At 67.3% G+C, this 21,902-nt stretch carries 19 protein-coding genes and 1 pseudogene; 10 read left to right on the top strand and 10 right to left on the bottom strand.

The features are described from left to right. Positions 1–214: 214 nt before the first annotated feature. The 5 genes and pseudogenes from ACEL_RS05485 (at position 215) to ACEL_RS05470 (ending at position 4,493) form a co-directional block, all read left to right on the top strand. Positions 215–1,369, top strand: a pseudogene (locus ACEL_RS05485) (sensor histidine kinase). Next, positions 1,366–2,115 (top strand): LytR/AlgR family response regulator transcription factor, encoded by a 750-nt coding sequence (locus ACEL_RS05480; protein ID WP_011719901.1) that lies wholly within the window; start codon positions 1,366–1,368, stop codon positions 2,113–2,115. Before ACEL_RS05485 ends, ACEL_RS05480 begins: the two are co-directional and overlap by 4 nt. Continuing rightward, entirely contained in the window at positions 2,112–2,495 is a 384-nt protein-coding gene (locus ACEL_RS05475; protein WP_011719900.1) for a hypothetical protein, read from the top strand. The genes ACEL_RS05480 and ACEL_RS05475 overlap by 4 nt, the downstream gene beginning before the upstream one ends. After that, positions 2,492–2,656: a hypothetical protein gene (locus tag ACEL_RS12595; protein WP_169303193.1), complete on the top strand. Its 165-nt coding sequence runs from the start codon at positions 2,492–2,494 to the stop codon at positions 2,654–2,656. The genes ACEL_RS05475 and ACEL_RS12595 overlap by 4 nt, the downstream gene beginning before the upstream one ends. Continuing rightward, positions 2,649–4,493 (top strand): sodium/solute symporter, encoded by a 1,845-nt coding sequence (locus ACEL_RS05470; RefSeq protein WP_011719899.1) that lies wholly within the window; start codon positions 2,649–2,651, stop codon positions 4,491–4,493. The genes ACEL_RS12595 and ACEL_RS05470 overlap by 8 nt, the downstream gene beginning before the upstream one ends. Here ACEL_RS05470 and priA read toward each other — a convergent pair. From priA to dnaE, 9 genes are all read right to left on the bottom strand, one after another. Beyond that, on the bottom strand, positions 4,426–5,151 hold the full coding sequence (priA, locus tag ACEL_RS05465) for a bifunctional 1-(5-phosphoribosyl)-5-((5-phosphoribosylamino)methylideneamino)imidazole-4-carboxamide isomerase/phosphoribosylanthranilate isomerase PriA (RefSeq protein ID WP_011719898.1): 726 nt from the start codon (positions 5,149–5,151) through the stop codon (positions 4,426–4,428). The genes ACEL_RS05470 and priA overlap by 68 nt on opposite strands. After that, positions 5,148–5,756: an imidazole glycerol phosphate synthase subunit HisH gene (gene hisH / locus ACEL_RS05460; RefSeq protein ID WP_202943419.1), complete on the bottom strand. Its 609-nt coding sequence runs from the start codon at positions 5,754–5,756 to the stop codon at positions 5,148–5,150. Before hisH ends, priA begins: the two co-directional genes overlap by 4 nt. Further along, the gene (gene hisB / locus ACEL_RS05455; protein WP_011719896.1) at positions 5,753–6,373 is read right to left on the bottom strand and encodes an imidazoleglycerol-phosphate dehydratase HisB; all 621 of its coding nucleotides are present in this window, start codon (positions 6,371–6,373) and stop codon (positions 5,753–5,755) included. Before hisB ends, hisH begins: the two co-directional genes overlap by 4 nt. Next, on the bottom strand, positions 6,373–7,593 hold the full coding sequence (locus ACEL_RS05450; protein WP_011719895.1) for a histidinol-phosphate transaminase: 1,221 nt from the start codon (positions 7,591–7,593) through the stop codon (positions 6,373–6,375). The genes hisB and ACEL_RS05450 overlap by 1 nt, the downstream gene beginning before the upstream one ends. Beyond that, a complete protein-coding gene (gene hisD / locus ACEL_RS05445; protein ID WP_011719894.1) occupies positions 7,590–8,936 on the bottom strand; it encodes a histidinol dehydrogenase in 1,347 nt (448 codons plus the stop codon). The genes ACEL_RS05450 and hisD overlap by 4 nt, the downstream gene beginning before the upstream one ends. Positions 8,937–8,992: 56 nt before the next feature. Then, positions 8,993–9,580, bottom strand: a complete 588-nt coding sequence (locus ACEL_RS11475) for a hypothetical protein (RefSeq protein ID WP_011719893.1) — start codon at positions 9,578–9,580, stop codon at positions 8,993–8,995. 40 nt (positions 9,581–9,620) lie between these two features. Then, positions 9,621–10,433, bottom strand: coding sequence for an ABC transporter permease (locus ACEL_RS05435; protein WP_011719892.1), 813 nt, complete (start codon positions 10,431–10,433; stop codon positions 9,621–9,623). Then, on the bottom strand, positions 10,430–11,434 hold the full coding sequence (locus ACEL_RS05430; RefSeq protein WP_011719891.1) for an ABC transporter ATP-binding protein: 1,005 nt from the start codon (positions 11,432–11,434) through the stop codon (positions 10,430–10,432). The genes ACEL_RS05435 and ACEL_RS05430 overlap by 4 nt, the downstream gene beginning before the upstream one ends. A 110-nt stretch (positions 11,435–11,544) precedes the next feature. After that, positions 11,545–15,117, bottom strand: a complete 3,573-nt coding sequence (dnaE, locus tag ACEL_RS05425; protein ID WP_011719890.1) for a DNA polymerase III subunit alpha — start codon at positions 15,115–15,117, stop codon at positions 11,545–11,547. 186 nt (positions 15,118–15,303) lie between these two features. Between dnaE and ACEL_RS05420 the strand changes: the two genes are divergently transcribed. The 5 genes from ACEL_RS05420 to ACEL_RS05400 all read left to right on the top strand — a co-directional run bounded on the left by ACEL_RS05420 (position 15,304) and on the right by ACEL_RS05400 (position 21,400). After that, positions 15,304–16,515 carry an 8-amino-7-oxononanoate synthase gene (locus ACEL_RS05420; protein ID WP_011719889.1) on the top strand — a complete coding sequence of 404 codons (1,212 nt, stop codon included), beginning with the start codon at positions 15,304–15,306 and terminating at the stop codon, positions 16,513–16,515. A 24-nt stretch (positions 16,516–16,539) separates the two neighbouring features. Next, a complete protein-coding gene (gene bioD / locus ACEL_RS05415; protein ID WP_011719888.1) occupies positions 16,540–17,256 on the top strand; it encodes a dethiobiotin synthase in 717 nt (238 codons plus the stop codon). A 468-nt stretch (positions 17,257–17,724) separates the two neighbouring features. Continuing rightward, positions 17,725–18,840, top strand: a complete 1,116-nt coding sequence (locus ACEL_RS05410) for a sugar ABC transporter substrate-binding protein (RefSeq protein WP_011719887.1) — start codon at positions 17,725–17,727, stop codon at positions 18,838–18,840. Positions 18,841–18,848: 8 nt separating this feature from the next. Continuing rightward, positions 18,849–20,381, top strand: coding sequence for a sugar ABC transporter ATP-binding protein (locus ACEL_RS05405; protein WP_011719886.1), 1,533 nt, complete (start codon positions 18,849–18,851; stop codon positions 20,379–20,381). A gap of 14 nt (positions 20,382–20,395) precedes the next feature. Continuing rightward, positions 20,396–21,400: an ABC transporter permease gene (locus ACEL_RS05400; protein ID WP_169303192.1), complete on the top strand. Its 1,005-nt coding sequence runs from the start codon at positions 20,396–20,398 to the stop codon at positions 21,398–21,400. Between the two features lie 259 nt (positions 21,401–21,659). On the opposite strand, the gene ACEL_RS05395 is transcribed toward ACEL_RS05400, so the two are convergent. Then, the gene (locus ACEL_RS05395; protein WP_238378070.1) at positions 21,660–21,902 is read right to left on the bottom strand and encodes a biotin/lipoyl-containing protein; all 243 of its coding nucleotides are present in this window, start codon (positions 21,900–21,902) and stop codon (positions 21,660–21,662) included.

Here is a 21,902-nt window from a genome sequence, read left to right as displayed (position 1 = left end):
CAACGAGTGCGCGCCGGCCAATCGCCAAACAGCGCCTGACCTGCGCCGAACGTGCATCAGCGGGCGCCGAACGGCAGTCAGCCGTCGGCCGAAAGTGACGGCGTCGCGGATTTCCTCGATCGGCTGGTCAGTGTCATACTTCGGGCAGAAAGTCCTCGGCGTGCGGACGGGGGTGACGGTGAAGAACGTCGGCCTCTGGATCGCCGCGGTGATTATGGTCGGCGCCGTCGTCATCATTTTCCGGTACGGCCTGCGGGGCGACCGAGCACTCGGTACGACAGACCAGCGCGCGACGTACCGGGTGCTGCGGACCGCCAACCTCGCGGCGCCGGCGCTTCGCATCGGCTTGACCGCCGAGGGAGCCGGGGCCGCGATCCCCCACCTGCGGGCCCTGCTCGGCACCAGAGGCGTCCTTCTCGTCGACGGCGAGGGAGTTCTGGCGGCGGACGGCGTCGACGATGCGCACCGAGCTCTCCTGGACTCCGCGCTACGCCGGACTATCGCCACCGGCCGACCCGAGGTTCTGCCGGCGGGTACCCTCGAGTGCGCATCGGGCGCCGGCTGTGCCCTCCAGAGCGCCGTCGTCGTCCCGCTCAGCATCGGAGGAAAAGTTCTCGGCGCACTGGCTGCGGTCGACGCCGCCGCCGGAGCCGGACTCCTGCGCCTTACCGGCGAAGTCGCTGAGTTTCTCTGCACTCAGCTGAAGCTCGCCGAACTCGACCGGTCAAAGGAGCGCGCGACCCGTGCTGAACTCCGCTTCCTCCGAGCGCAGATCTCGCCGCATTTTCTCTACAACGCCTTGACAGCGATTGAATCGTTCGTCCGGTCGTATCCGGAGCGTGCCCGTCGCCTTCTCGTCGGCTTCGCCGACTTCACCCGCTACTGCTTCCGCAGCCACGGCCAATTTGCCACCATGGCCGAAGAATTGCGCCTCGTCGAGCTGTATCTCGAACTGGAGCAGGCCCGATTCGGCGACCGCTTCGCCGTCACATTGCGCGTTGCTCCGGAGGTCCTCGCCGTCCGGGTCCCGTCCTTGATCCTGCAACCCCTGGTGGAGAACGCGATCCGTCACGGGCTCGAACCCAAGCAATCCGGTCGGCTGGACATTTCCATATAGGACGCGGACAGCGAAGTCCTCGTCTGCTTGGACGACGACGGGGTCGGAGCCGATCCCCGGCGCCTCCGCCGCATTCTCGCCGGCACGACCGACGAGGAGGCGATCGGCTTGCGCAACGTCGATGAGCGGCTCCGGAAGGTCTTCGGCGACTCGTACGGCCTGGTCATCGAGACCGGCCCCGGCGCCGGAACGCGCGTCACGTTCCGAGTGCCGAAATACCACGCGGCGATCCTTGCGGGGGTGTCCTCGTGACCACGCAGCTGTCCGTTCTCGCAGTGGACGACGAACCGCCGGCGCTCGACGAGTTGGTGTATTCGCTGCGGCAGTGCCCCGCGGTCGGCACAATTTACGCCGCCCACGATGCGGCGGAGGCGTTGCGATGCCTCGAACACGACGACGTGGACGTCGTGTTCCTCGACGTCGTCATGCCCGGCCTGGACGGCCTCGAACTCGCCGGTGTGCTCAACCGGTTCGCCCGGGCGCCCGCGGTTGTGTTCGTCACGGCCCACGAGAAATATGCGGTCGCCGCCTTCGGCGTCCAGGCCGTCGACTACGTTCTCAAACCGTTCGATGTCCACCGGCTGTCGGCCGCACTGGCCAGGGTCACCGGCCGCACGTCGACCGCCAATCGCGACAGCGGCGAGCAGTTCGCCACCCTGGCCGCTGATCTCCCAGGCCGGACCGTGCTCATCGACCGATCGGAGGTCGAGTGGGTGGAGGCGGCCGGCGACTACGTTCGGGTGCACACTCATGATGGGCACAGCTACCTCGTGCGAGTGCCGCTCGCTGTCCTCGCCGAGCGCTGGGAACCGCACGGTTTCGCACGCATTCACCGCAGCCATCTGGTGGCGCTGCGCGCGGTCCGGGAGATCGCTACCCGCGACGGTCAGACCAGCGTGCTCGTCGGCGGCCACCACCTGCCGGTGAGCCGCCGTCACCTCCGAGACTTCCGGGAACGGCTGTTCCACGGCCGCGCACCCCGGGAGGAGGCGCCGTGACCCAGCATCCGCGCCGCGAGATCGTCGTCGCGTCACCGCGACAGGCCGCCGGCCGCCGATACCCAGCGGTCGAGGACCTCTACTCCGCGAGCAGTTACGGCGAAACCCTGCTGCGCTCCCTGATGCGCGCGCAGCTCGGCCTGAGTCTCAGCGTGCTCGCGCCCGCCGCCGCACTCGTCGCGCTCTACCCGCTCCTCGTCGTGCTGCTACCGACGCTGGCCACCGCCACGATGGGACCCGTCCCGCTCTCACTCGTCATCCTTGGCGGCGGTCTGTATCCGCCGCTGGTGGCGCTGGCGTTCTGGTACGTCCGCCGCTCCCACCGGGTCGAACGACGTTTCGCCGAGATTCTCGCCAAAGACAACGAGGAGAGCGCATGACCGAGGAACCGCTTCCCGCCGCACCGGAGCCCGAGACGGGGGGTGACCCGGCCTGTTGGGCGAACCGCGTCTGCCCCGCCTGCGGCGCCTTCAACGAAACACCGGGGACGGCGACCTGCCCGACCTGCGGCCGGAATTTCGGCGATCTCCTCGATGAATGAGCCGCTTGCAGCGGTAGCCGTGCTCGCCGTCGCGGTGGTGACGGCGATTCTCGGCGTCCGTGGGCTGCGGGTGGCCCGCACGCCGGCTGACTTTCTCGTCGCGGCGCGCCAAGTGCCGCCGCTCCTCAATGCCTCGGCGATCTCCGGCGAATACCTCTCGGCTGCTTCTTTCCTCGGCATCGCCGGGCTGGCGATGTTCGAAGGCCTGGGCGCTTTGTGGTATGCGGTCGGATACGCCGCCGGATACCTCGTGCTCCTTGTCGTCGTCGCCGCTCCGCTGCGCCGCTTCGGTGCGTACACGATCCCGGATTTCGCCGAGGGCCGGCTTGATTCTCCGCGGCTTCGGCGATATGCGACCGTTGTGGTGATCCTGATCAGCGGTTTCTACCTGCTGCCTCAACTGCGCGGCGCCGGTCTCACCTTGCAAGATATATTCGGCGCCCCGTACTGGCTCGGCGTCACCGTGGTCGGCACCGTCGTCACCCTGGCCATCGCCAGCGGCGGCATGCGCGGTATCACGATCGTTCAGGCGTTTCTCTTCTGGTTGAAACTCGCGGCGCTGGCCATCCCTGCGCTCCTCCTGCTCACGGTGATCCGCCATCCACCGCTCCATGACGCGGTGCGGCCCGCGCCGCCGGTTTTCGCACGCACCACAAGTGTTCGCTTCCCCACCACCGAGACCATCATGGTCACGACTCCGGTCACCGTCACCGGCTCCGGCACGGTCGACAGCACCTCACTCCACGGCGCGAGGCTGCTCGGCGCCGGCGCCCACCGGATCGCCGCCGGCGCCGAACTCACCTTCCCGGCTGGAACCCCGGCACCGGCCGTCGCCGGCAACACCACCCCCACCGGCACGCAGTGGATGTCGCCGCTCATTCGCCTGAACGGCCGGCTCATTCATCCGCTCGCCGCCACCTACGGCGTCATCATCGCGACTTTTCTCGGCGCGCTCGGATTGCCGCACATCCTGGTCCGCTTCTACACCAATCCCGACGGACAGGCCGCCCGGCGCACCACCGCAATCGTCGTGCTGTTGGTTTCGTGCTTCTATCTCCTGCCCGGCCTCTTTGCGCTGCTCGGCCGGCTCAACGCGCCCGGCCTGTATGCCACCGGCCAGACCGACGGCGTCGTCCTCGTCCTGCCACGCGCTCAGGCGTCGGGGCTCGCCGGCGACCTTCTGGGGGCAGTGACAACCGCCGGGGCCGTCGCGGCGTTCCTCTCCACGTCGTCGGGCCTGCTCATCGCGATGGCCGGTGCGATCAGTCATGACATTCTGCGGCGCGGCTCCCGGGCATTTCGGCTCGCCGCATGCGGTTCCGGGATCGCCGTCACCATCGGTGGTCTGGGCGTAGGCAGCTTCTCCATCAACGTGCTCGTCGGTTGGGCGTTCGCCATCGCCGCATCCTCGTTCGGGCCGCTGCTCATCCTCGGTATCTGGTGGCGGCGGCTCACCGGTCCGGGTGCCCTCGCGGGACTGCTCCTCGGCGGCGGTACCGCGACCGCCGCCATCATCTCCGCAATGGCGGGCCTCGGCCGGACCGGATGGCCGGCGGTGCTCCTCGCCGTCCCCGCCGTGTGGACGGTGCCGACCGCATTCCTGGCCATGGTCGTGGTGTCCCGGCTCACCCCGCGGGCAATCCCGCGTGACGTCACAGCGAAACTGCTCGCCCTTCACCTCCCGGAGGGCGTCCGCGGTCCGGGACGGCGCCCCACGCCGGGCGGGGCCGGACCGGAGACTGTCCCGGCGCGGGCGTCGGTTGTTCCTCTCACGCCTGAGCGGCCGTCATCGCCTCCCGAAGGGAGAAGACGCCCGCGTACAACGCTTTTCCGATGATGAGCCCCTCGACTCCGAGCGGCACCAGAGCGGCAACCGCGCGGACGTCGTCCAGGGAGGAAATCCCGCCGCTTGCCACCACCGGCCGGTCGGTCGCGGCGCAGACCGCGCGGAGCAGCTCGATGTTCGGTCCGCCCAGTGTGCCGTCGCGTGCGACGTCGGTCACGACATAGCGCGCACAGCCATCGGCGTCGAGCCGGGCGAGAACCTCGAAGAGCTCGCCGCCGTCCTTCGTCCAGCCCCGGGCCGCCAGCCGGCCGTCCCGGACGTCGAGACCGACCGCGATTTTCTCGCCATACTCGGCGACCACTCGGCGCACCCACTCCGGATTTTCCAGGGCGGCGGTGCCGATGTTCACCCGTGCGCATCCGGTGGCCAGCGCGACCCGCAGCGACTCGTCGTCCCGTATGCCGCCGGAGAGTTCGACGGCGACGTCGACCCGCGCGACGATCTCCGCAAGGAGTTCCCGGTTCGACCCCCGGCCGAACGCCGCATCCAAATCGACGAGGTGAATCCAGCGCGCCCCGGCCGCTTGCCAGGCCAGGGCGGCCTCCAGCGGCGACCCGTAGCGGGTCTCCGTCCCCGCCGCGCCTTGCACCAGTCGGACCGCTTGGCCGCCGGCAACGTCGACCGCCGGGAGGATTTCCAGACCTGTCACGTCCACGACTCCATCCAGTTCCGCAACACCACCGCACCCGCATCACCGGATTTCTCCGGATGGAATTGGGTGCCGACAACGACGCCGTCCTCGACCGCGGAGACGAAGACGTCGTCCTCGTAACGCGTGAGCGCGGCGTTGCCTGTCGGTGTGTGCGGGGCGTACGAGTGCACGAAATAGAACCGCTCAGCCCCGACGCCGCGGAACAGGACGGTGTCTGCCGGCGCAGTAACGGTATTCCATCCCATGTGCGGGAGCACGGCCGCCGCCAACCGCTCGACCCCTCCGGACCAGAAGGCCAATCCCTCGGTCCGCACACCGCTCTCCACGCCGTAGTCGAAGAGAACTTGAAAACCGACGCAAATGCCGAAGAGGGGTGCTCGGGATTCCAGCCGCTTGCGCAGCACCTCGATGCCGCCGACCCGCACAATTCCCGCCATGCAGGCGGCAAACGCCCCAACCCCGGGGACGACCAGCCCGTCCGCCGCGAGCGCCGCGCCGGCGTCCGCCGTCACCGTCACCTCCGCACCGATGCGCTGCAGCGCGCGTTGCACGGAACGGACGTTCCCCGAGCCGTAGTCGAGCACCACGATCCGCGGCTTCACAGGGCGCCTTTCGTGCTCGGCACGCCGGCCACGCCGTCCAGGCGGACGGCGTCCCGCAACGCGCGGGCGACGGCCTTGAACTGCACCTCGTTGATGTGATGCGCATTCCGCCCGGCCAGCACCTGGATGTGCAGGCAGATGTGCGCCTGCGCGACAAAGGATTCCCAGACGTGGCGGGTCAGCGTGGTTTCGTACGTCCCGATGAGTTCGACCATCTCCGGTTCGCTGTGCACGAGGTACGGCCGCCCCGAGAGGTCGACAGCGACCTGGCAGAGCGCTTCGTCGAGGGGCACCAGCGCGTCGCCGAACCGGCGGATGCCCGCCTTGTCGCCGAGCGCCTCGCGGAACGCTTGGCCGAGGGCGAGGGCGGTGTCCTCGACAGTGTGGTGGGCGTCGACGTCAAGATCACCGCGAGTGACGACGGTGAGATCGAAACCCGCGTGCTTGCCAAGCTGGGCAAGCATGTGGTCGTAGAACGGGACACCGGTGTCGATGTCGACCGTGCCGGTGCCGTCAACGACGAGAGCGACGGAGACCGAGGTCTCTTTTGTTTCCCGCTGGACCGTGGCCTGCCGAGGGTTGCGGGGAGCCTGCCGGCCTGAAGCGGTCGGGTCCATCACGTCACCCCTCCCTCCTGATGCGGCGCACCGTCGGTACGCCGCACCCGCCGGCCCGCAGCCGGTGCGGCGGCCAAGGCGGTGCGGAAAGCGCGCATTTCCTCCGGTGTCCCGATGCTCACCCGCAGCCAACCGTCCGGCCCGGTCTCCCGGATGAGCACGCCGGCGTCGACCAATTCCTGCCAGACCCGGTGCGCATCGGCGAAAATCCCGAACAGCACGAAATTCGCGTCCGATTCCGCCGCCGTGAAGCCGGATTCCCGCAGCCAGGCGACGGCGGCGTCCCGTTCCGCGCGAATCTCGGCGACCTGAGCGAGCAATTCCGCCGCGTGCGCAAGCGCAACCCGTGCCACCGCTTGGGTAACCGTCGACAAATGGTACGGCAGCCGGACAATCCGCAACGCGTCGACAACCGCCGGGTGAGCGGCGAGATACCCCAGCCGGACGCCGGCGGCGGCAAATGCCTTGCTCATCGTCCGGGTCACGACGAGGTTCGGAAAATCGTCCAGCAGGGTCAACGCGCTGGTCGTTCCCGGGCGGCGGAATTCGGCGTACGCCTCGTCGACGACGAGCAATCCCCCGCTCTCCGCGGCCGCGGACGCGAGGTGTGCCACCGTGTCGAGGGGGACCGCCGTGCCCGTTGGATTGTTCGGCGCGGCAAGGAATGTCACGGTCGGCCGGTGCCGGCGGACCGCCGCGCACGCCGCCTCGGTGTCCACGCTGAAATCCGCTCCGCGGGGTTCGGTGGCATAGCGGGTGAAGGTGTCGCGGCAGTACTGCGGATACATCGAGTACGTCGGGGCGAAACTCAGCGCACGCCGGCCCGGTCCACCGAACGCGAGCAGCAGCTGGTGGAAGATTTCGTTGGACCCGTTGGCGGCCCAGATCCGGGCGACGTCCAGGCTGACGTGCTCGGTCGCCGCGAGATATTCAGCAAGATCGGCGCGGAGCACAGCGGCTTCACGGTCCGGGTACCGGTTGAGGCCGGCGGCAATGCGGCGAATCTCGTCGGCCATTGCGGCGGCCACCTGCGGCGGCGGCGGGTAGGGATTCTCGTTGGTGTTCAACCGCACGGGAACGGCGAGTTGCGGAGCGCCGTACGGTCTCTCACCGACCAGATCGAGCCGCAGCGGCGGCGTGAAACCCGCCGCGGCCCGCGCGGGCCGGGCCGTACCGCCGGCCCCAGCAGCGCCCCCGGTGGTGACGTCAGGCGTCGTCATGGCCCCACCCGGGCACGGACGGCAGCCACGTGCGCGGCCAGCTCCTCGGCCGCACCCAGCGCATCGATCGCCGGCGCGGCCGCGGCAAGCGCATCCGCCGTGCAGGAAACCTCGTGCACCATCCGCAGGAACGAGAAGACCGACAGGCCGCCGGTGTGCCGCGCTGTGCCGCCGGTTGGGAGCACATGGTTGGACCCGGCCAGATAGTCACCCAGACTCACCGGTGCGAACGGACCGACGAAAATCGCGCCCGCGTTGCGGACCCGGGCGGCAACCGCCTCGGCGTCCGTCGTGTGAATTTCCAGGTGCTCAGCGGCAAAGGCGTCGACGACGGCGAGCCCGGCGTCCACCGAATCGACCAGCACCACGGTGCCTTGGCCGCGCAGCGCGTCGCGGACCCGGTCCACGTGCCGCGTCACGGGCACCAACCGGCGCAGCCATTCGTCAACCTGGTCGGCGAGCGCAGGGTCGGTCGTGACGAGCAGGCAGGTCGCCAGCTCGTCGTGTTCCGCCTGGGCGATGAGGTCCACGGCAATGAGGTGCGGGTCGGCGGTCGCATCGGCAAGGATGGCGATCTCGGTTGGGCCTGCTTCGGCGTCGATGCCCACCAGTCCGCGGACCAGCCGCTTTGCTGCGGCGACGTACACGTTGCCCGGGCCCGTGATGACGTCGACCGGTTCGACAAGCTCGCCCTGCTCGGCGCCACTCCCATAGGCAAGCAGCGCGACGGCTTGCGCCCCGCCGACGGCGTACACCTCGGTGACCCCAAGCAGGGCGCACGCCGCGAGCACCGCCGGATGCGGCAGACCGCCGGTGGCCCGCTGCGGCGGGGAGACGACGACGATCGATTCGACACCGGCGACCTGTGCCGGTACGACGTTCATGACGACGCTGCTCGGGTACGCGACCCGCCCGCCGGGCACGTACAGGCCGACCCGCCGGACCGGACGCCACCGCTCGACCACCCGCAGTCCGTCGGCGACCGCAATGGTCACATCGGCCGGCCGCTGTGCCTCGTGCACGCGGCGGACCCGGTCGGCCGCTGCGAGCAGGGCCGCGCGCAGGTCGGCGTCCAGCGCAGCCACCGCGGCGTCCAGCTGGGCTCGGTCGACGCGCAGCGCAGCCGCCTCGACGCCGTCCAGCCTCTTGGTGATCTCCCGGGCTGCGGCGGCGCCGCCGTCACGCACCTCCGCGCAGATCGGGCGGACGACTTCGACGGCGGCATCGACGTCGAGCCGAGGCCGGGGCAACGCGTCGCGCAGGTCACGCAGCGACAGCGTCCGGCCCCGGAGGTCCAACCGGCGCAACGCACGGAGGTCTTCGGTAGTGACGGCGTCGGTCACGACAACCCTTTCGCCTTTCGCTGGATGTTCGCGTTTCGCTGGATGACGGAGAAAGCCTACCGAGCGTCTGTCACGGCGACCGCGATCAGTACGACCAGCACGGCGACGAACGGCCACGCGAAGAGGAAGGGCTGGGTCTGCAGGTGGAGGAAGTAGGAGTGCGTGCCGGGCACCGCGTGCTGCGCCCAGCGGTGTGCGGGACCTCCGGTCAGCCAGGTGCCGAGCCAGGACATGAGGTACGACGCACCGACTCCCCCGGCGGCCATCGCGACGGCAACTGCAGTTCCCCGGTGCCGCCCGAGTATGGCGGCCAGGACACCGCAGAGGACGCCGGCCGCCAGCGCGATCGCAAGGAACGTGATGTCGGCGGTGATGAAGCCACGGGGTTCGGAGCCGACGAAGCTGACGTGATGATCTGCCGTCACGGCAGCCGGCACCCGGGGTGCAAGCCCGATCCAGACGAGCGCACCAATCACACCAACCGGAAGGACGGCGAGGGTGCCGAGCAGCATGGTCCAGCCGTCCGCGGGTTCGAGGAGCGGCCGGGCCGGCCGGTCGGGGACAGGCGGTTCCGACCGATAGGGCGCGGGACGTGGGCCGGGGTACGGCGTCCACGGGTGGTTTCGTGGATCAGATTCGCTCACCTGGGGCTCGATTCGACGCGACGGCGGGCAGGTGCGACGTTCACCGGCGGCGGATGGCAGACCGATACGCCACGGTGGCGCAAGCGAGAACCAAGATAGCGACACCGACGCAGACCCCTAGGTCGACGCCGATGACCATCCAGTTCGGGCGGTGCCGCAATGCTTCACTGAAGGCGTCGACCGCATAGGTCGACGGAATGATCACCCGAATGACGCGGAGCAACTCCGGAAGCCGCTCGGACGGAACCAGGCCAAAGAACATCACCAGAGCCATGCCGAGTTGACCGGCGATGGTGGCAATTTCCTGGCTTGGCGCAAGCAGCCCGATGATCGCGCCGAACCCCGCCAAGGCGACACCGGCAAGCACGACGGCCGGAACGATGACCCAGACGTGTGCGAGCGGCAGCCCGTAGAAGAGCGCCCCACCGACGGCGACCAGGAGTGAACCGGGGACGGTGAGCGCCGACCACGCGGCTGCTACTCCCATCACCAGCGCCGCTGGGGGGATCGGCAACGCACCGAAGTAGTCCAGCGCGTCGGTTGCCTTGAGCAGGCCGAACCGCTGGGCGAGGAGGTTCAGCGCGACGAACGACACGACGGTGACCGCCGAGCCGGAGACGACCGACTGCACAGTGACCGCGTCGTTGGTGGCGACCAATCCCTTGAGCAGGACGACCAGTCCGGCGGATTGCATCGTCGCCGCCAGGAAGATCGGAATCGCCGCCGGGCGGGCCCGCGCCACCTGACCGGAGAAGATCGCACCAACGGCATCCCAGAACCGCGGCCGGGTGCCGCCTTCGTCACGGCGTGGACGGAGGAACCTGGTCCCAGCCGCAAACTCCGCCGTCGTCACTCTCGGTCCAATCGGTCGCGCCCGCCGAGGGCGACGTACACGTCTTCCAGCGACGGAGTCGCAAGCGTGAAGTCGTCAAGGACGTCGAGGAAATCACCACTGGTCAACTGTGCCAACGCGGCACGCGCCTCCTCCGACGAACACCGGACGGTCCATCGCCGGCCGCGGATCGCCGCGGCTGCCCGGAGTCGCCGGATCAGCGGATCGTCCTCCGGTGGATCGGCCCGCCACGCGAGCTCCAAGCGGACGGCGTCGCCGAGGGTCGCCTTCAAGGCGCCCGGCGTACCGTTAGCGATCACTCGCCCCTGGTCGAGGATGGCCACGGAGTCAAGGACCGTCTCCGCTTCCAAGACGTTGTGGGTCACCAGCACGACCGTGCACCCGGCCTCGGTCCGGCGACGCTCCACCGCTGCCCAGACAGCCCGCCGGGCCGTCGGATCCAGGCCGGTGGTTGGTTCGTCCAGGACGAGGATCGGGCGCCGTCCGGCCAGAGTTGCCGCCACCGCGGCGAGACGGCGCTGCCCACCGGAGAGCTTGCCGATGCGACGATCCGCGAGCGGTTCGAGGCCCAGCTCCGCGAGCAGCGCTGCGGCCTCCCCGCCGGCCGCCGATCGCGGAATGCCTCGCAGCACGGCAGTCGTCCGCACCGCCTGGGCAACGGTGAGGTCGGCCAGTGCGGTGTCCTGCTGCGGGAGGTAGGCGACGATCCGGGGCACGGCCTCGGGGTGAGCGGTTGCGTCGATGCCGAGGAGGGCGATGTGGCCGGCGTCCGGCCGGAGCAGGCCGACGAGTTGACGGACCAGGGTGGTCTTGCCGGCCCCGTTCGGTCCGAGCAGGCCGAAAATCTGCCCCGGACGTATCGAGAGATCGATGCCATCGTTGGCGATGATCGGACCGTGCCGGGTCCGGTACGTCTTGACGAGTCCGCGGGCCTCGAGTGCCTGAGTCACCGATGTGCCGGCCGTGGCTGGAATTCCCGCGGTGAGAGCGGTACGGGTCATCGGCTTCAGGCTACGCGGCGTGGCCGTGCAATCGGCGGCCGGGCGACGGGTGGGCCGCACGTGACCTCGCGCCGGGGCGCATGAGTGTCCGGCAAGCTGTGCCGCGCGTCTTACGACGCGCTGAAACACGCCGGGCCGAGCAGTTCCTTGAGGTCCCCCATCAGGGCGGGAGTGGGGTCGACCCGCAGCCGGTCATCCAGGCGCAGGATCGTCGTCCGGTTGCCGTTGCGCAGCGCCAACTGGACCTCGGTCGTACCCGGATGGGTGGAGAGAACTTCGCGAAGTTTCTCCACCACCGGAGGGACACATCGGCTGGCGGGCAGCTGGAGGACGAGGGGCGCGCGCTGGGCGCCGGAGAGATCCGGTACGACGATGTCGGATGCGACGACGGTGGGGACGTCGTCACGCCGGTTGAGCCGGCCGCGCACGCAAATGATGGCGTCCTGGGTCAGCACGGTCGCAAACCGCTCGTAGGTCTGCGGGAAGACGAGGACCTCAATCGATCCGTCCAGATCCTCGAGCGTGACAACCGCCCATGGACTGCCCTGCCTAGTGACGCGCCGGGTCAGCGAGACGACGATGCCGCCGATCGTGATCTGCGCGCCGTCGGGCCGCTCGTCGTCGGTGAGTGCGGCAATCGAACAATCGACCAGCCGGGCCAGGACGTGCTCGACGCCAAGGAGTGGATGGTCGCTCACGTAGAGTCCGAGCATCTCCCGCTCGGCGGCGAGAAGCACCGGCTTCTCCCATTCCTCGTCGGAAATCGGCCGGCGCACGATCGACACCGCCTCGGGCGCGTCCGCTGCCGAGCCGAAGAGGTCGAACTGACCGACGGCGTGCGCACGCTTGGTCTCCATGACCGAATCGACCACCTCGGCGTGCACGGCCAGCAGTCCCCGCCGCGTATGACCAAGGGAGTCGAACGCTCCGGCCTTGATGAGCGACTCGACCACCTTCTTGTTGCAGACAACCGGTTCAACTTTGGCCAGGAAGTCAAAGAAGTCGGTGAATCGGCCCTTGGAGCGCCGCGTCTCGATGATGGAGGCTACGACGTTCTCCCCCACGTTGCGCACCGCGGAGAGGCCGAACCGAATGTCGTCACCGCGCGGGGTGAAGTTGGTGTCCGATTCGTTGACGTCCGGCGGGAGCACCCGAATGCCCATGCGCCGGCACTCGTGCAGGTAGAGGGCCGATTTTTCCTTGTCGTCTTTCACGCTGGTCAGCAGCGCGGCCATGTATTCGGCAGGGTAATTGGCCTTGAGGTACGCCGTCCAGTAGCTGACCAGACCGTAGCCGGCGGTGTGCGCCTTGTTGAAGGCGTAGTCGGAGAAGGGAACGAGAATCTCCCATAGGGTCCGGATGGCATCCTCGCTGTAGCCGTTCTTCCGCATTCCCTCCGAGAACGGGATGTATTCCTTGTCAAGGATTTCCTTCTTCTTCTTCCCCATGGCGCGGCGCAGCAAGTCGGCCTGTCCCAAGGAGTAGCCCGCGACACGCTGGGCGATGGCAATGACCTGCTCCTGGTAAACGATGACGCCGTAGGTGTCATCGAGAATGTCGGCGAGCGGCTCGGCGAGTTCGGGGTGAATGGGCTCGACGGGTTTGCGTCCGTTCTTGCGGTCCGCATATTCGATGTGCGCATTAGCGCCCATCGGCCCGGGACGGTAGAGGGCCAAGACGGCGGAAATATCCTCGAAATTATCCGGCCGCATCGAGCGCAACAGGGCGCGCATCGGACCGCCGTCCAATTGGAAAACGCCAAGCGTTTCGCCACGCTGGAGAAGCTCGTAGGTCGCCGGGTCGTCGAGCGGGACCTCTTCAAGCACCAGGTCGATACCGCGGTTGGCTTTGATGCCGGCAAGGCAGTCGTCAAGCACGGTAAGGTTGCGCAGGCCGAGGAAATCCATCTTGAGCAGGCCGAGCGCTTCGCAGGCACCCATGTCGAACTGCGTGATGATGGCTCCGTCCTGCTCACGGCGCTGAATGGGAATGACATCGAGGAGCGGTTCCCGGGAGAGGATGACGCCGGCGGCGTGCACGCCCCACTGGCGCTTGAGACCTTCGAGGTTGCGGGCGGTATCGACAATCTTCCGGACGTCGGGATCGTTCTCGTAGACGGCGCGGAATTCCGCCGCCTCCGCGTAACGCGGGTGAGACGGATCGAAGATGGCCGCAAGCGACAGGTCACGGCCCATTAACGCCGGTGGCATGAGCTTGGTGATCCGATCGGAAATCGCATAGGGATAGCCGAGAACGCGGGCGGAATCCTTGATGGCTTGCTTGGCCTTGATGGTGCCGTAGGTGATGATCTGGGCGACGTGGTCCTCGCGGTACTTCTGGGTGGCATAGCGAATCATGTCGCCGCGGCGGCGTTCGTCGAAGTCGATGTCGATGTCGGGCATCGAGACCCGCTCGGGGTTGAGAAAGCGCTCGAAAAGCAGCTTGTGCTTGATGGGGTCGAGCTCAGTGATGCCGAGAGCGTAGGCCACCATCGACCCGGCGGCGCTCCCCCGGCCCGGCCCGACGCGGATGCCGTTCTCCTTTGCGTAGCGGACGAGGTCGGCCACGACGAGAAAGTAGCCCGGGAATCCCATCTGGCAGATGACCGTCAGCTCGTACTCCGCCCGCTCGCGGTACGCGTCCGGCACGCCGGAGGGGAAGCGCCGGTGCAGCCCGGCCTCCACCTCCTTGACGAGCCAGGATTCTTCGGTTTCCCCGGGCGGCACCGGAAAGCGCGGCATGAGGTTGGCGCCTTCGGCAAATTCCACGTGCACCCGCTCGGCTATCGCGAGGGTGTTGTCACAGGCTTCCGGCAGATCCCGGAAGAGCTCACGCATCTGCGCCGGAGTCTTCAAATAGAATTCTTTGGCGTCGAACTTGAACCGGTTCGGGTCGGCCAGCGTCTTTCCGGTTTGCACGCAGAGCAGAACTTCGTGCGCCTCCCAATCCTGGGCGTAGGTGTAGTGCAGGTCGTTGGTCGCCAGCAGCGGGAGACGGAGTTCCCGCGCAAGGCGCAGCAGGTCGTCACGAACGCGGCGCTCGATCTCCAGCCCGTGATCCATGAGTTCGCAGTAGAAATTCTCCGCGCCGAAGATGTCCCGGTACTCGGCCGCCGCCTGGCGGGCCGCGGCGTACTTTCCCTGCTGAAGAAGGCGGTTGACCTCGCTGCTCGGGCAGCCCGTCGTGGCAATGATTCCTTTTGCGTACGTGGCCAGCAATTCGCGATCCATGCGCGGCTTGTAATAGAAGCCCTCAAGGCTGGCGAGACTGGAGAGCCGGAAGAGATTGTGCATGCCGTCGGTGTTCTCGGCGAGCAATGTGATGTGGGTGTACATCTCGCCGGCGTTTTCGTCGCCGGGACCAGCGGTTGCCAGACTGACGCGCCGCCGGTCGAAGCGGCTGCCGGGTGCGAGATACCCCTCCATGCCGATGATCGGATTGATGCCGCACGCCCGGGCTTGCTTGTAGAAGTCGTACGCGCCGTACACGTTGCCGTGATCGGTCATGGCGATCGCCGGGGCGCCCATCGCGACGGTCTCCGCGAGGAGGTCCTTGATCCGCGCTGCGCCGTCGAGCATCGAGTACTCGGTGTGCACGTGCAGGTGAACGAAACTCCGATCGCCTGACCCGCCCACGCTCCGTACCTCCCTCGGCCATCTAACCGGAGTGAGCCTAACCGGCATGGGATCGACACGGGGCCCGGCTCGGGATTGACCGGTCTTCCGCGCGACGGCCTCGGGCGGCGGCGTTCCCGATCGCCGCTGGCCCGTGCGGACTGTGCTGATATCCGCAGGGCCCAGGCCGCCTTGAGCGAAGGCGTTCCCGATCGCCGCTGTGGTGCTCCACCGGGGACTCGGTAGGCTCCCCCCGTGACGGCGACCGAGATTCGCGATCCGGCCGGTTGGTTGGCTCGCCTTCGACGCCGCAGAGCGCTCCGCGAGCGGGCCGGCCTTGGCCGCACGCTGCGCAGCCGCGACCCGACGGAGAATGTTCTCGATCTTGCGGGCAACGACTATCTGGGTCTGACCCGCGATCCACGGGTGCTGTCCGCGGCCGCGGAAGCGTTGACGATGTACGGGGCGGGAGCCGGCGGTTCCCGGCTGGTTCGCGGATCGACACGCCTGCACGCCCAGCTGGAGCAGGCTGTGGCGCACCTGTTGGGACAGCCTGCCGCCTTGGTCTTCTCCTCGGGATATTTGGCGAATCTTGCCGCCGTGGCCGGCGTGGTCGGCCCCGGCACGGTGATCGTCCGCGATGCGCACGTGCATGCCTCGCTCATCGATGCCTGCCGTCTGACCGGTGCGCAGACCGAGGTCGCCGCACACGCCGACGTCACGGACCTTGCCGCCAAACTCGAGAAATTCTCCGCGCGCCCGCTCGTTGTGGTGACAGAATCCGTTTTTTCGGTGGACGGCGACCTCGCGCCGCTGCGCGAGGTACACGCGCTGTGCCGGCGGTTCGGGGCGATCCTCGTCGTCGATGACGCCCACGCTGTCGGGATTCTCGGGCCGGACGGCGGCGGTGCCGTGCGTGCAGCGGGTCTCGCCGATGAGCCTGATGTCGTTGTCACGGCAACCCTGTCGAAGGCATTCGGCGCAGCCGGCGGAATTGTGGCGGGGCCTACCGATTTCATCGACCATCTCATGCAGACCGCCCGGCCCTTCATCTATGACACCGCTCTTCCCCCAGCAATCACCGCTGCGGCCCATGCGGCCCTCGGCATCATCCGGCATTCGCCGGAATTGCGGGATTCGGTACGGCGCCGGGCGGCGACCGCGGCGGAATTTCTCCGGTCACAGGGCCTCACCGTCGTCCGGACGCCGGCAGCCGGCATCCTCGCCGTCGCAGCGCCGACCGCGGAGGCGGCGGTGCAGTGGGCGGCTGCGTGTCATGCCGAGCAGGTTGCAGTCGGATGCTTCCGTCCACCGTCGACGCCGGACCCGATCTCCCGGCTGCGACTGACGGTGAATGCACGGCTGTCCGAGGAGGATTTCGCAGCGGCGGTACGCGTTGTCGTCGCAACGGCGCCTGCCGGGAGGGTGTCGTCGCGACGGCACGTGCCGGGAAGCGATGAGGACTAAGGGACGACCAAGGGAGCGGCGGTCGTGGGCGAGGCAGGCATTCGCGGCATTGTCGTGATTACCGGGACAGATACCGGTGTTGGAAAGACAATCGCGACCGCCGCCATCGCCGCCGCAGCCACAGCCGGCGACATGCGGGTCGCCGTGGTGAAGCCATGCCAGACAGGCGTCGCAGCAGGCGATGAGCCGGACGTCGAGGTCGTGGCCCGGCTCGCCGACCCTGCGCTGACCAAGACGTTGGCGACATACGGCCCGGCGCTTGCTCCGACGGTCGCCGCCCGGCTCACCGGTGCGCCGCTGATACGCATGCACGATGTCGCCCGGGAGGTTCGGGCGATTGCCACCCATCACGACTTGGTTCTCGTCGAAGGCGCCGGCGGTCTCCTCGTACCCATGGGTGAGCGGAACTGGACGGTGGCCGACCTCGCGGTGGAGCTGGGCGCCTCGGTGGTGGTCGCGGTCCGCGCCAGCCTCGGTACCCTCAACCACACGGCACTGACGCTTGAGGCGTTAGCCCGGCGCGGTATCCGGGGGATGGTCGTCATCGGCTCCTGGCCGGTCGATCCCGAAGTCGTCCACCGGACCAACCTGCGCGAGCTGCCCGAGATCAGCGGGGTGATTCCAGAGGCCGTCGGATCTCTCGGCGGCGCGACCTTCCGTTCCGCGGCGCACGAGTGGCTGGCCCCCCGGCTGCACGGATCACTCGATGTCGCGGAGTTCGTGGCACGCGAAGGAGGCTGATCGACGCCGGCCCGCGTGCGAGTCACCCGCCACGCGCGAGGTGCATCGCCGCGTGTTTAGTTTTACTGGACGTGGTGTCGGAGTTTTCCGCTCCCCCGCCATTGACCATGTTCGGTGCGTTCAAAGCGCTCCGAACGGATGCCGGAGACTTATCAATGCTGCGTCGAAGGGGGTTTCTCGAATGCTCGTCTCGGTTGCCTGCATAGAGACGATCACTATGTCCCCGTCTGTAGTTCAGCTTCGCTAAGATCCACTGCACGATTTGATAACAGACACTGGACACAGGGCGTGGGGGTCCGTACTCTTCTGCTAAACACACGGACGGTGTGCGGGAACGCATACCGCCCGCACAGGCTCACCTTCCCTCGACGATGTCCGGACATGCAACGACGAGGAGCAATCGTCCCAAGATCCCGAAGCCGCGCACTGCGTTACCGGCCCGCCGATGACGGCTCGAAAGGAAGGATCATGTCTTCACAGCCCACCCGCCGACGAGGGACCCCCACCCTCCTCACTGCTGCCATGGCCCTGGCTGCCGTCGCTCTCGCCGCGTGCAGCTCGGGAACGAGCGGCACAGCGCGCACGAGTACGACACCGAACGCGTCCGCTTCGTCAAGCTCTACCGCCGGCACCCCGGCATCGGCGTCAGCCGCCGGCAGCGCCAACACGGGCAAAACACTGCAAATCGCATATCTATCCTTTGCGGTCGCCAACAGCTACGACGCCCCGATGCTCGCCGCGGCGCAGGCGGTGGCCTCAGGGGAGAATGCGAAAGTCACCGTATTCGACGCCAACAACAATCCGCAGACCCAGTTCGCCCAGTTCCAGAATGCCATCACGGCCGGAAAGTACGACGGCATTCTCATCCAACCGATTCTTGCGACAAATCTCGTCGATCTGGTCAAGCAAGCCGTCGCCAAAGGCATCAAAGTGGTTGACATCGACCAGATCCTCGGACCCGACTTCCATACGTACGATCCGCAGGTGCCTGGGATGTCAGCCGCCGTCGTCGACCGCATCCCTGACATCGGCCGCCTTCTCGGCGAACAGGTCGTCGCCGCGTGTCAGTCCGTCAACGCCAATCCGTGCAACGTGGGCTATCTCTACGACATCAAAGCGTCCACGCTTGACGGTGTCATCCACGACGACTTCATGAAAGTCGTTCAGGGCACGCCCTCCATCAAAGTTGTCGCGGAAGGGCAGGACTTCTTCACACCTGCAGGCGGCCTCAAGGCCGTCCAGGACATGCTGCAAGCCCATCCCGACCTGACGCTCATCGTGGGTTCCGACCAGGGCATCGAGGGTGCAGTGCAGGCGCTGGCGGCGGCAAAGAAGACGGGAAAGGTGCTTCTCGTGGGCTTTGGTGCCAGTGCCGCAGGCATCCAGGGCGTCGCCTCCGGCCAGTGGTTCTCGACAGTGGCCCAGGCTCCGGCCAGCACCGGACGGCTTGGAATGCAGGCGCTCATCAAAGCGATCCGCGACGGTCAGGACAGCGGCGGGATCAACCCGACGGCCGGACTGCCCAACAACGGAATCGTCACCAAGGCGACGGCAAGTGAGTTCACCGCCGAGTGGCCGGGGTGAGTCGTCCGATGAAGTCCGACGCCCACGGCGAAGGAGGTTTCTCTTCCATCCAGCTCGTCGGCGTCACCAAACGCTTCGGTGGTACCCGTGCGCTCCGCGAGGTCAATCTCACGGTGCGCGCGGGTACCGTCCACGCGCTCATCGGTGAGAACGGCGCAGGAAAATCGACGATAGCGAAGATTATCGGCGGCGTCCTGGCGCCCGACACGGGTGAACTCCGCATTGACGGTACGCCTGTGACCTTCCGCTCACCTCGCGATGCCCGTGCGCACGGCATTGCCACCATCGCCCAGGAACTCACCATCGTGCCCAGTCTCTCCGTAGCCGCCAACGTCTTTCTCGGCACCGAGCCTCGGACGACAGGAATAATCCGCAGCCGCCGGCTGCGCGCACAATTCGAAGAGTTGGCGGGCGAAGTGGGATTTGAGCTTCCACCGGACGTCCCTGCAGGCGCGCTGCGTCCAGCCGATCAACAAAAAATAGAGATTCTGCGCGCCCTGCGCAGCGGTGCTTCGCTGATCGTCATGGACGAGCCGACCGCGACTCTGCCGGACAACGAAGCCGCCCGCTTGCACGACGTCATCAAGTCCCTCGCCCGCTCCGGGAAGGCCGTGCTTCTGATCTCACACTTCCTCTCGGAGGTTCTCGCACTGTCGGACGTCATCACGATTCTGCGCGACGGCCTCGTCGTTCGCACCTCGCCGGCGGGGAGGGAGACACGTGAATCCCTGATCGAGGGCATGCTCGGCCGCACACTCACGTCTGTCTTCCCGGAGAAACGCCTTCCGGCCGCCTCAGCCGCGACCATTCTGGAAGCACGACAGGTGACGGCTCCCGGTGTCGCAGGAGTGTCGTTCTCCCTCCGCCGCGGCGAGATCCTTGGGCTGGCGGGACTCGTCGGAGCCGGCCGGAGTGAAATCGCCCACGCGATTTACGGTTCGCGCCGACCGCATGCGGGCGAACTCGTCGTGCGCGGCCGCTCCCAGCGATTCGCGACACCCAGCGCAGCCTTACGGTCAGGAATCGCTCTGATCCCCGAATCCCGCAAGGACCAAGGACTGCTGTTGCGCCGATCCATCCGCGAAAACGTCACCCTCAACATCCTCCGCACCGTCAGCCGCGGCGGTTGGATCAACAAGCGACGTGAGGCACGCGTCGTCCGCCACATTCTGGACGCGCTCAACGTTCGCGCGGCCAACATTGACGCACCCGTCGCCACGCTCTCCGGCGGAAACCAACAGAAGGTCCTCTTCGCCCGGGCCTTGTTAAGCCAGCCGGCGGTGCTCATTGCCGATGAACCGACTCGAGGCGTCGATGTCGGTGCACGTCACGCCATCTACGAACTTCTTGCCGGTGAGGCCGACAGCGGGACGGCGATTGTCGTCATTTCATCGGACGTCGAAGAAATTCTCGGTCTCTCGCATCGCGCCCTCGTCATTCGAGCCGGAAGAATCGCCGCGGAGCTCACGGCCGATCAGCTCAACGAGCATAACGTGATCACTGCGGCGTTCGCCGAGCACTCTGGGACGCGGGAGGAATGATGGAGCACTCGTCCGTGGCGGATTCCGTCAAGAGCCAGGACCGCGCGACTCCGGCGGTCCTGGCGGTCATCAGCGCGCTCCTGAGGCAACCGGCGCGGCTATGGCGCTCCGCCGCCATTCTCATGCCCTTTCTGGCCCTGTTCATCGCCCTGGCCGTGGCGAGTCCACCCTTCCTGTCAAAGACCAATCTGCTCAACATTCTCGATCAACAGGCGGCGACACTCATCATCGCCGCAGCCGGCACTCTCGTCCTCATCAGCGGCGGCCTCGACCTCTCCGTCGGTGCGACGTATGCGCTCGCCGGGGTCGCGTCGGCGATGGTCGCGCAGCACCATCCGGCTCTCCTCGGCGCGCTGATCGCCGTTGCGATCGGAATAGGCATCGGCGTCGTCAACGGAATCGTGAGCACGCTCTTCCGCATCAACTCGCTCATCGCCACACTGGCGATGTCCTTCATCGTGAGCGGCCTGGCAGCTCGCATTTCCAACGGAAATCTCATCGTCCTCACCAGCAATCGTGAATACGCACGTATCGCGCAGACCGAATTCCTCACCATTCGCACCTCGATTTGGACAATGCTGGTGGTCGTGCTGGCACTCGGGTTTCTCCTTGCCCGCACGACGTTCGGCCGATATCTATACGCCGTCGGCGGCAACATCGAGGCTGCCCGGCTCGCCGGCGTACGGATCAACGCCATCCGAGTTGTCGCCTTCACCCTCAGCGGCTTTGCCGCCGCCCTGGGCGGCGTCATCGACACATCGCGCGTGCTCAGCGCCCAAGCCAACAACGGCAGCACACTCGCCTTCACCGTGCTCGCAGGAATCGTCGTCGGGGGAACGTCAATCCTCGGCGGCGAAGGAGCGATCTGGCGCACGGTCGTCGGGGTACTCTTCATCGCCCTGATCGGAAACGGTTTCGATCTGCTCGGGCTGAACCCGCTCTACCAGCAGATGACCCTCGGCGCCATTCTTCTGCTTGCCGTCGGTATCGACGCGTGGTATCGGTTACGCCAGCCGTAACAGTCACCGCCATGCCCTGGACGGCATGCACGGCTCTGACAGGAACGCCCGCAGCCAAGGAGAGCTGCAGGACGGTCACGCGGAGACACGCAGAATTGCGATGCGCGGCTGCCGGCCGGCCTTAAAAGAGTCGCCGTGCTCAGAACATATGCCGGACGCTCAGCCACGCGAGCAGACACGTGCGTCCGCCCTGACGCCCGAACAGGGGAGTCCGTTCAGAGGGCGCGCGACGAACAGCCGTTGTCGCCCGCCGCGGGTGCTAGTCGATGACCGCAATCACCGTACCGACAGCGACTTCTTCACCCTCGGCTACGCGAATCTCCTTGAGGACGCCGTCGGCCTGTGCGGGAATATCGACGTCGACCTTGTCGCTGGAAACCTCGAGCAGCGTCTCGTCGGCCCGTACCGTATCACCGACCTTCTTGTGCCAAGCCTTAATCGTGCCGGTCTGCACGGTCTCACCGAGTTGCGGCATGCGGACTTCGAACACTGAACGCTCCAC

The sequence above is a fragment of the Acidothermus cellulolyticus 11B genome (assembly GCF_000015025.1).
GTDB lineage: Bacteria > Actinomycetota > Actinomycetes > Acidothermales > Acidothermaceae > Acidothermus > Acidothermus cellulolyticus.
The sequence above is the reverse complement of the archived record's forward strand: the minus strand, read 5'-3'. Positions and strand labels throughout refer to the sequence as shown.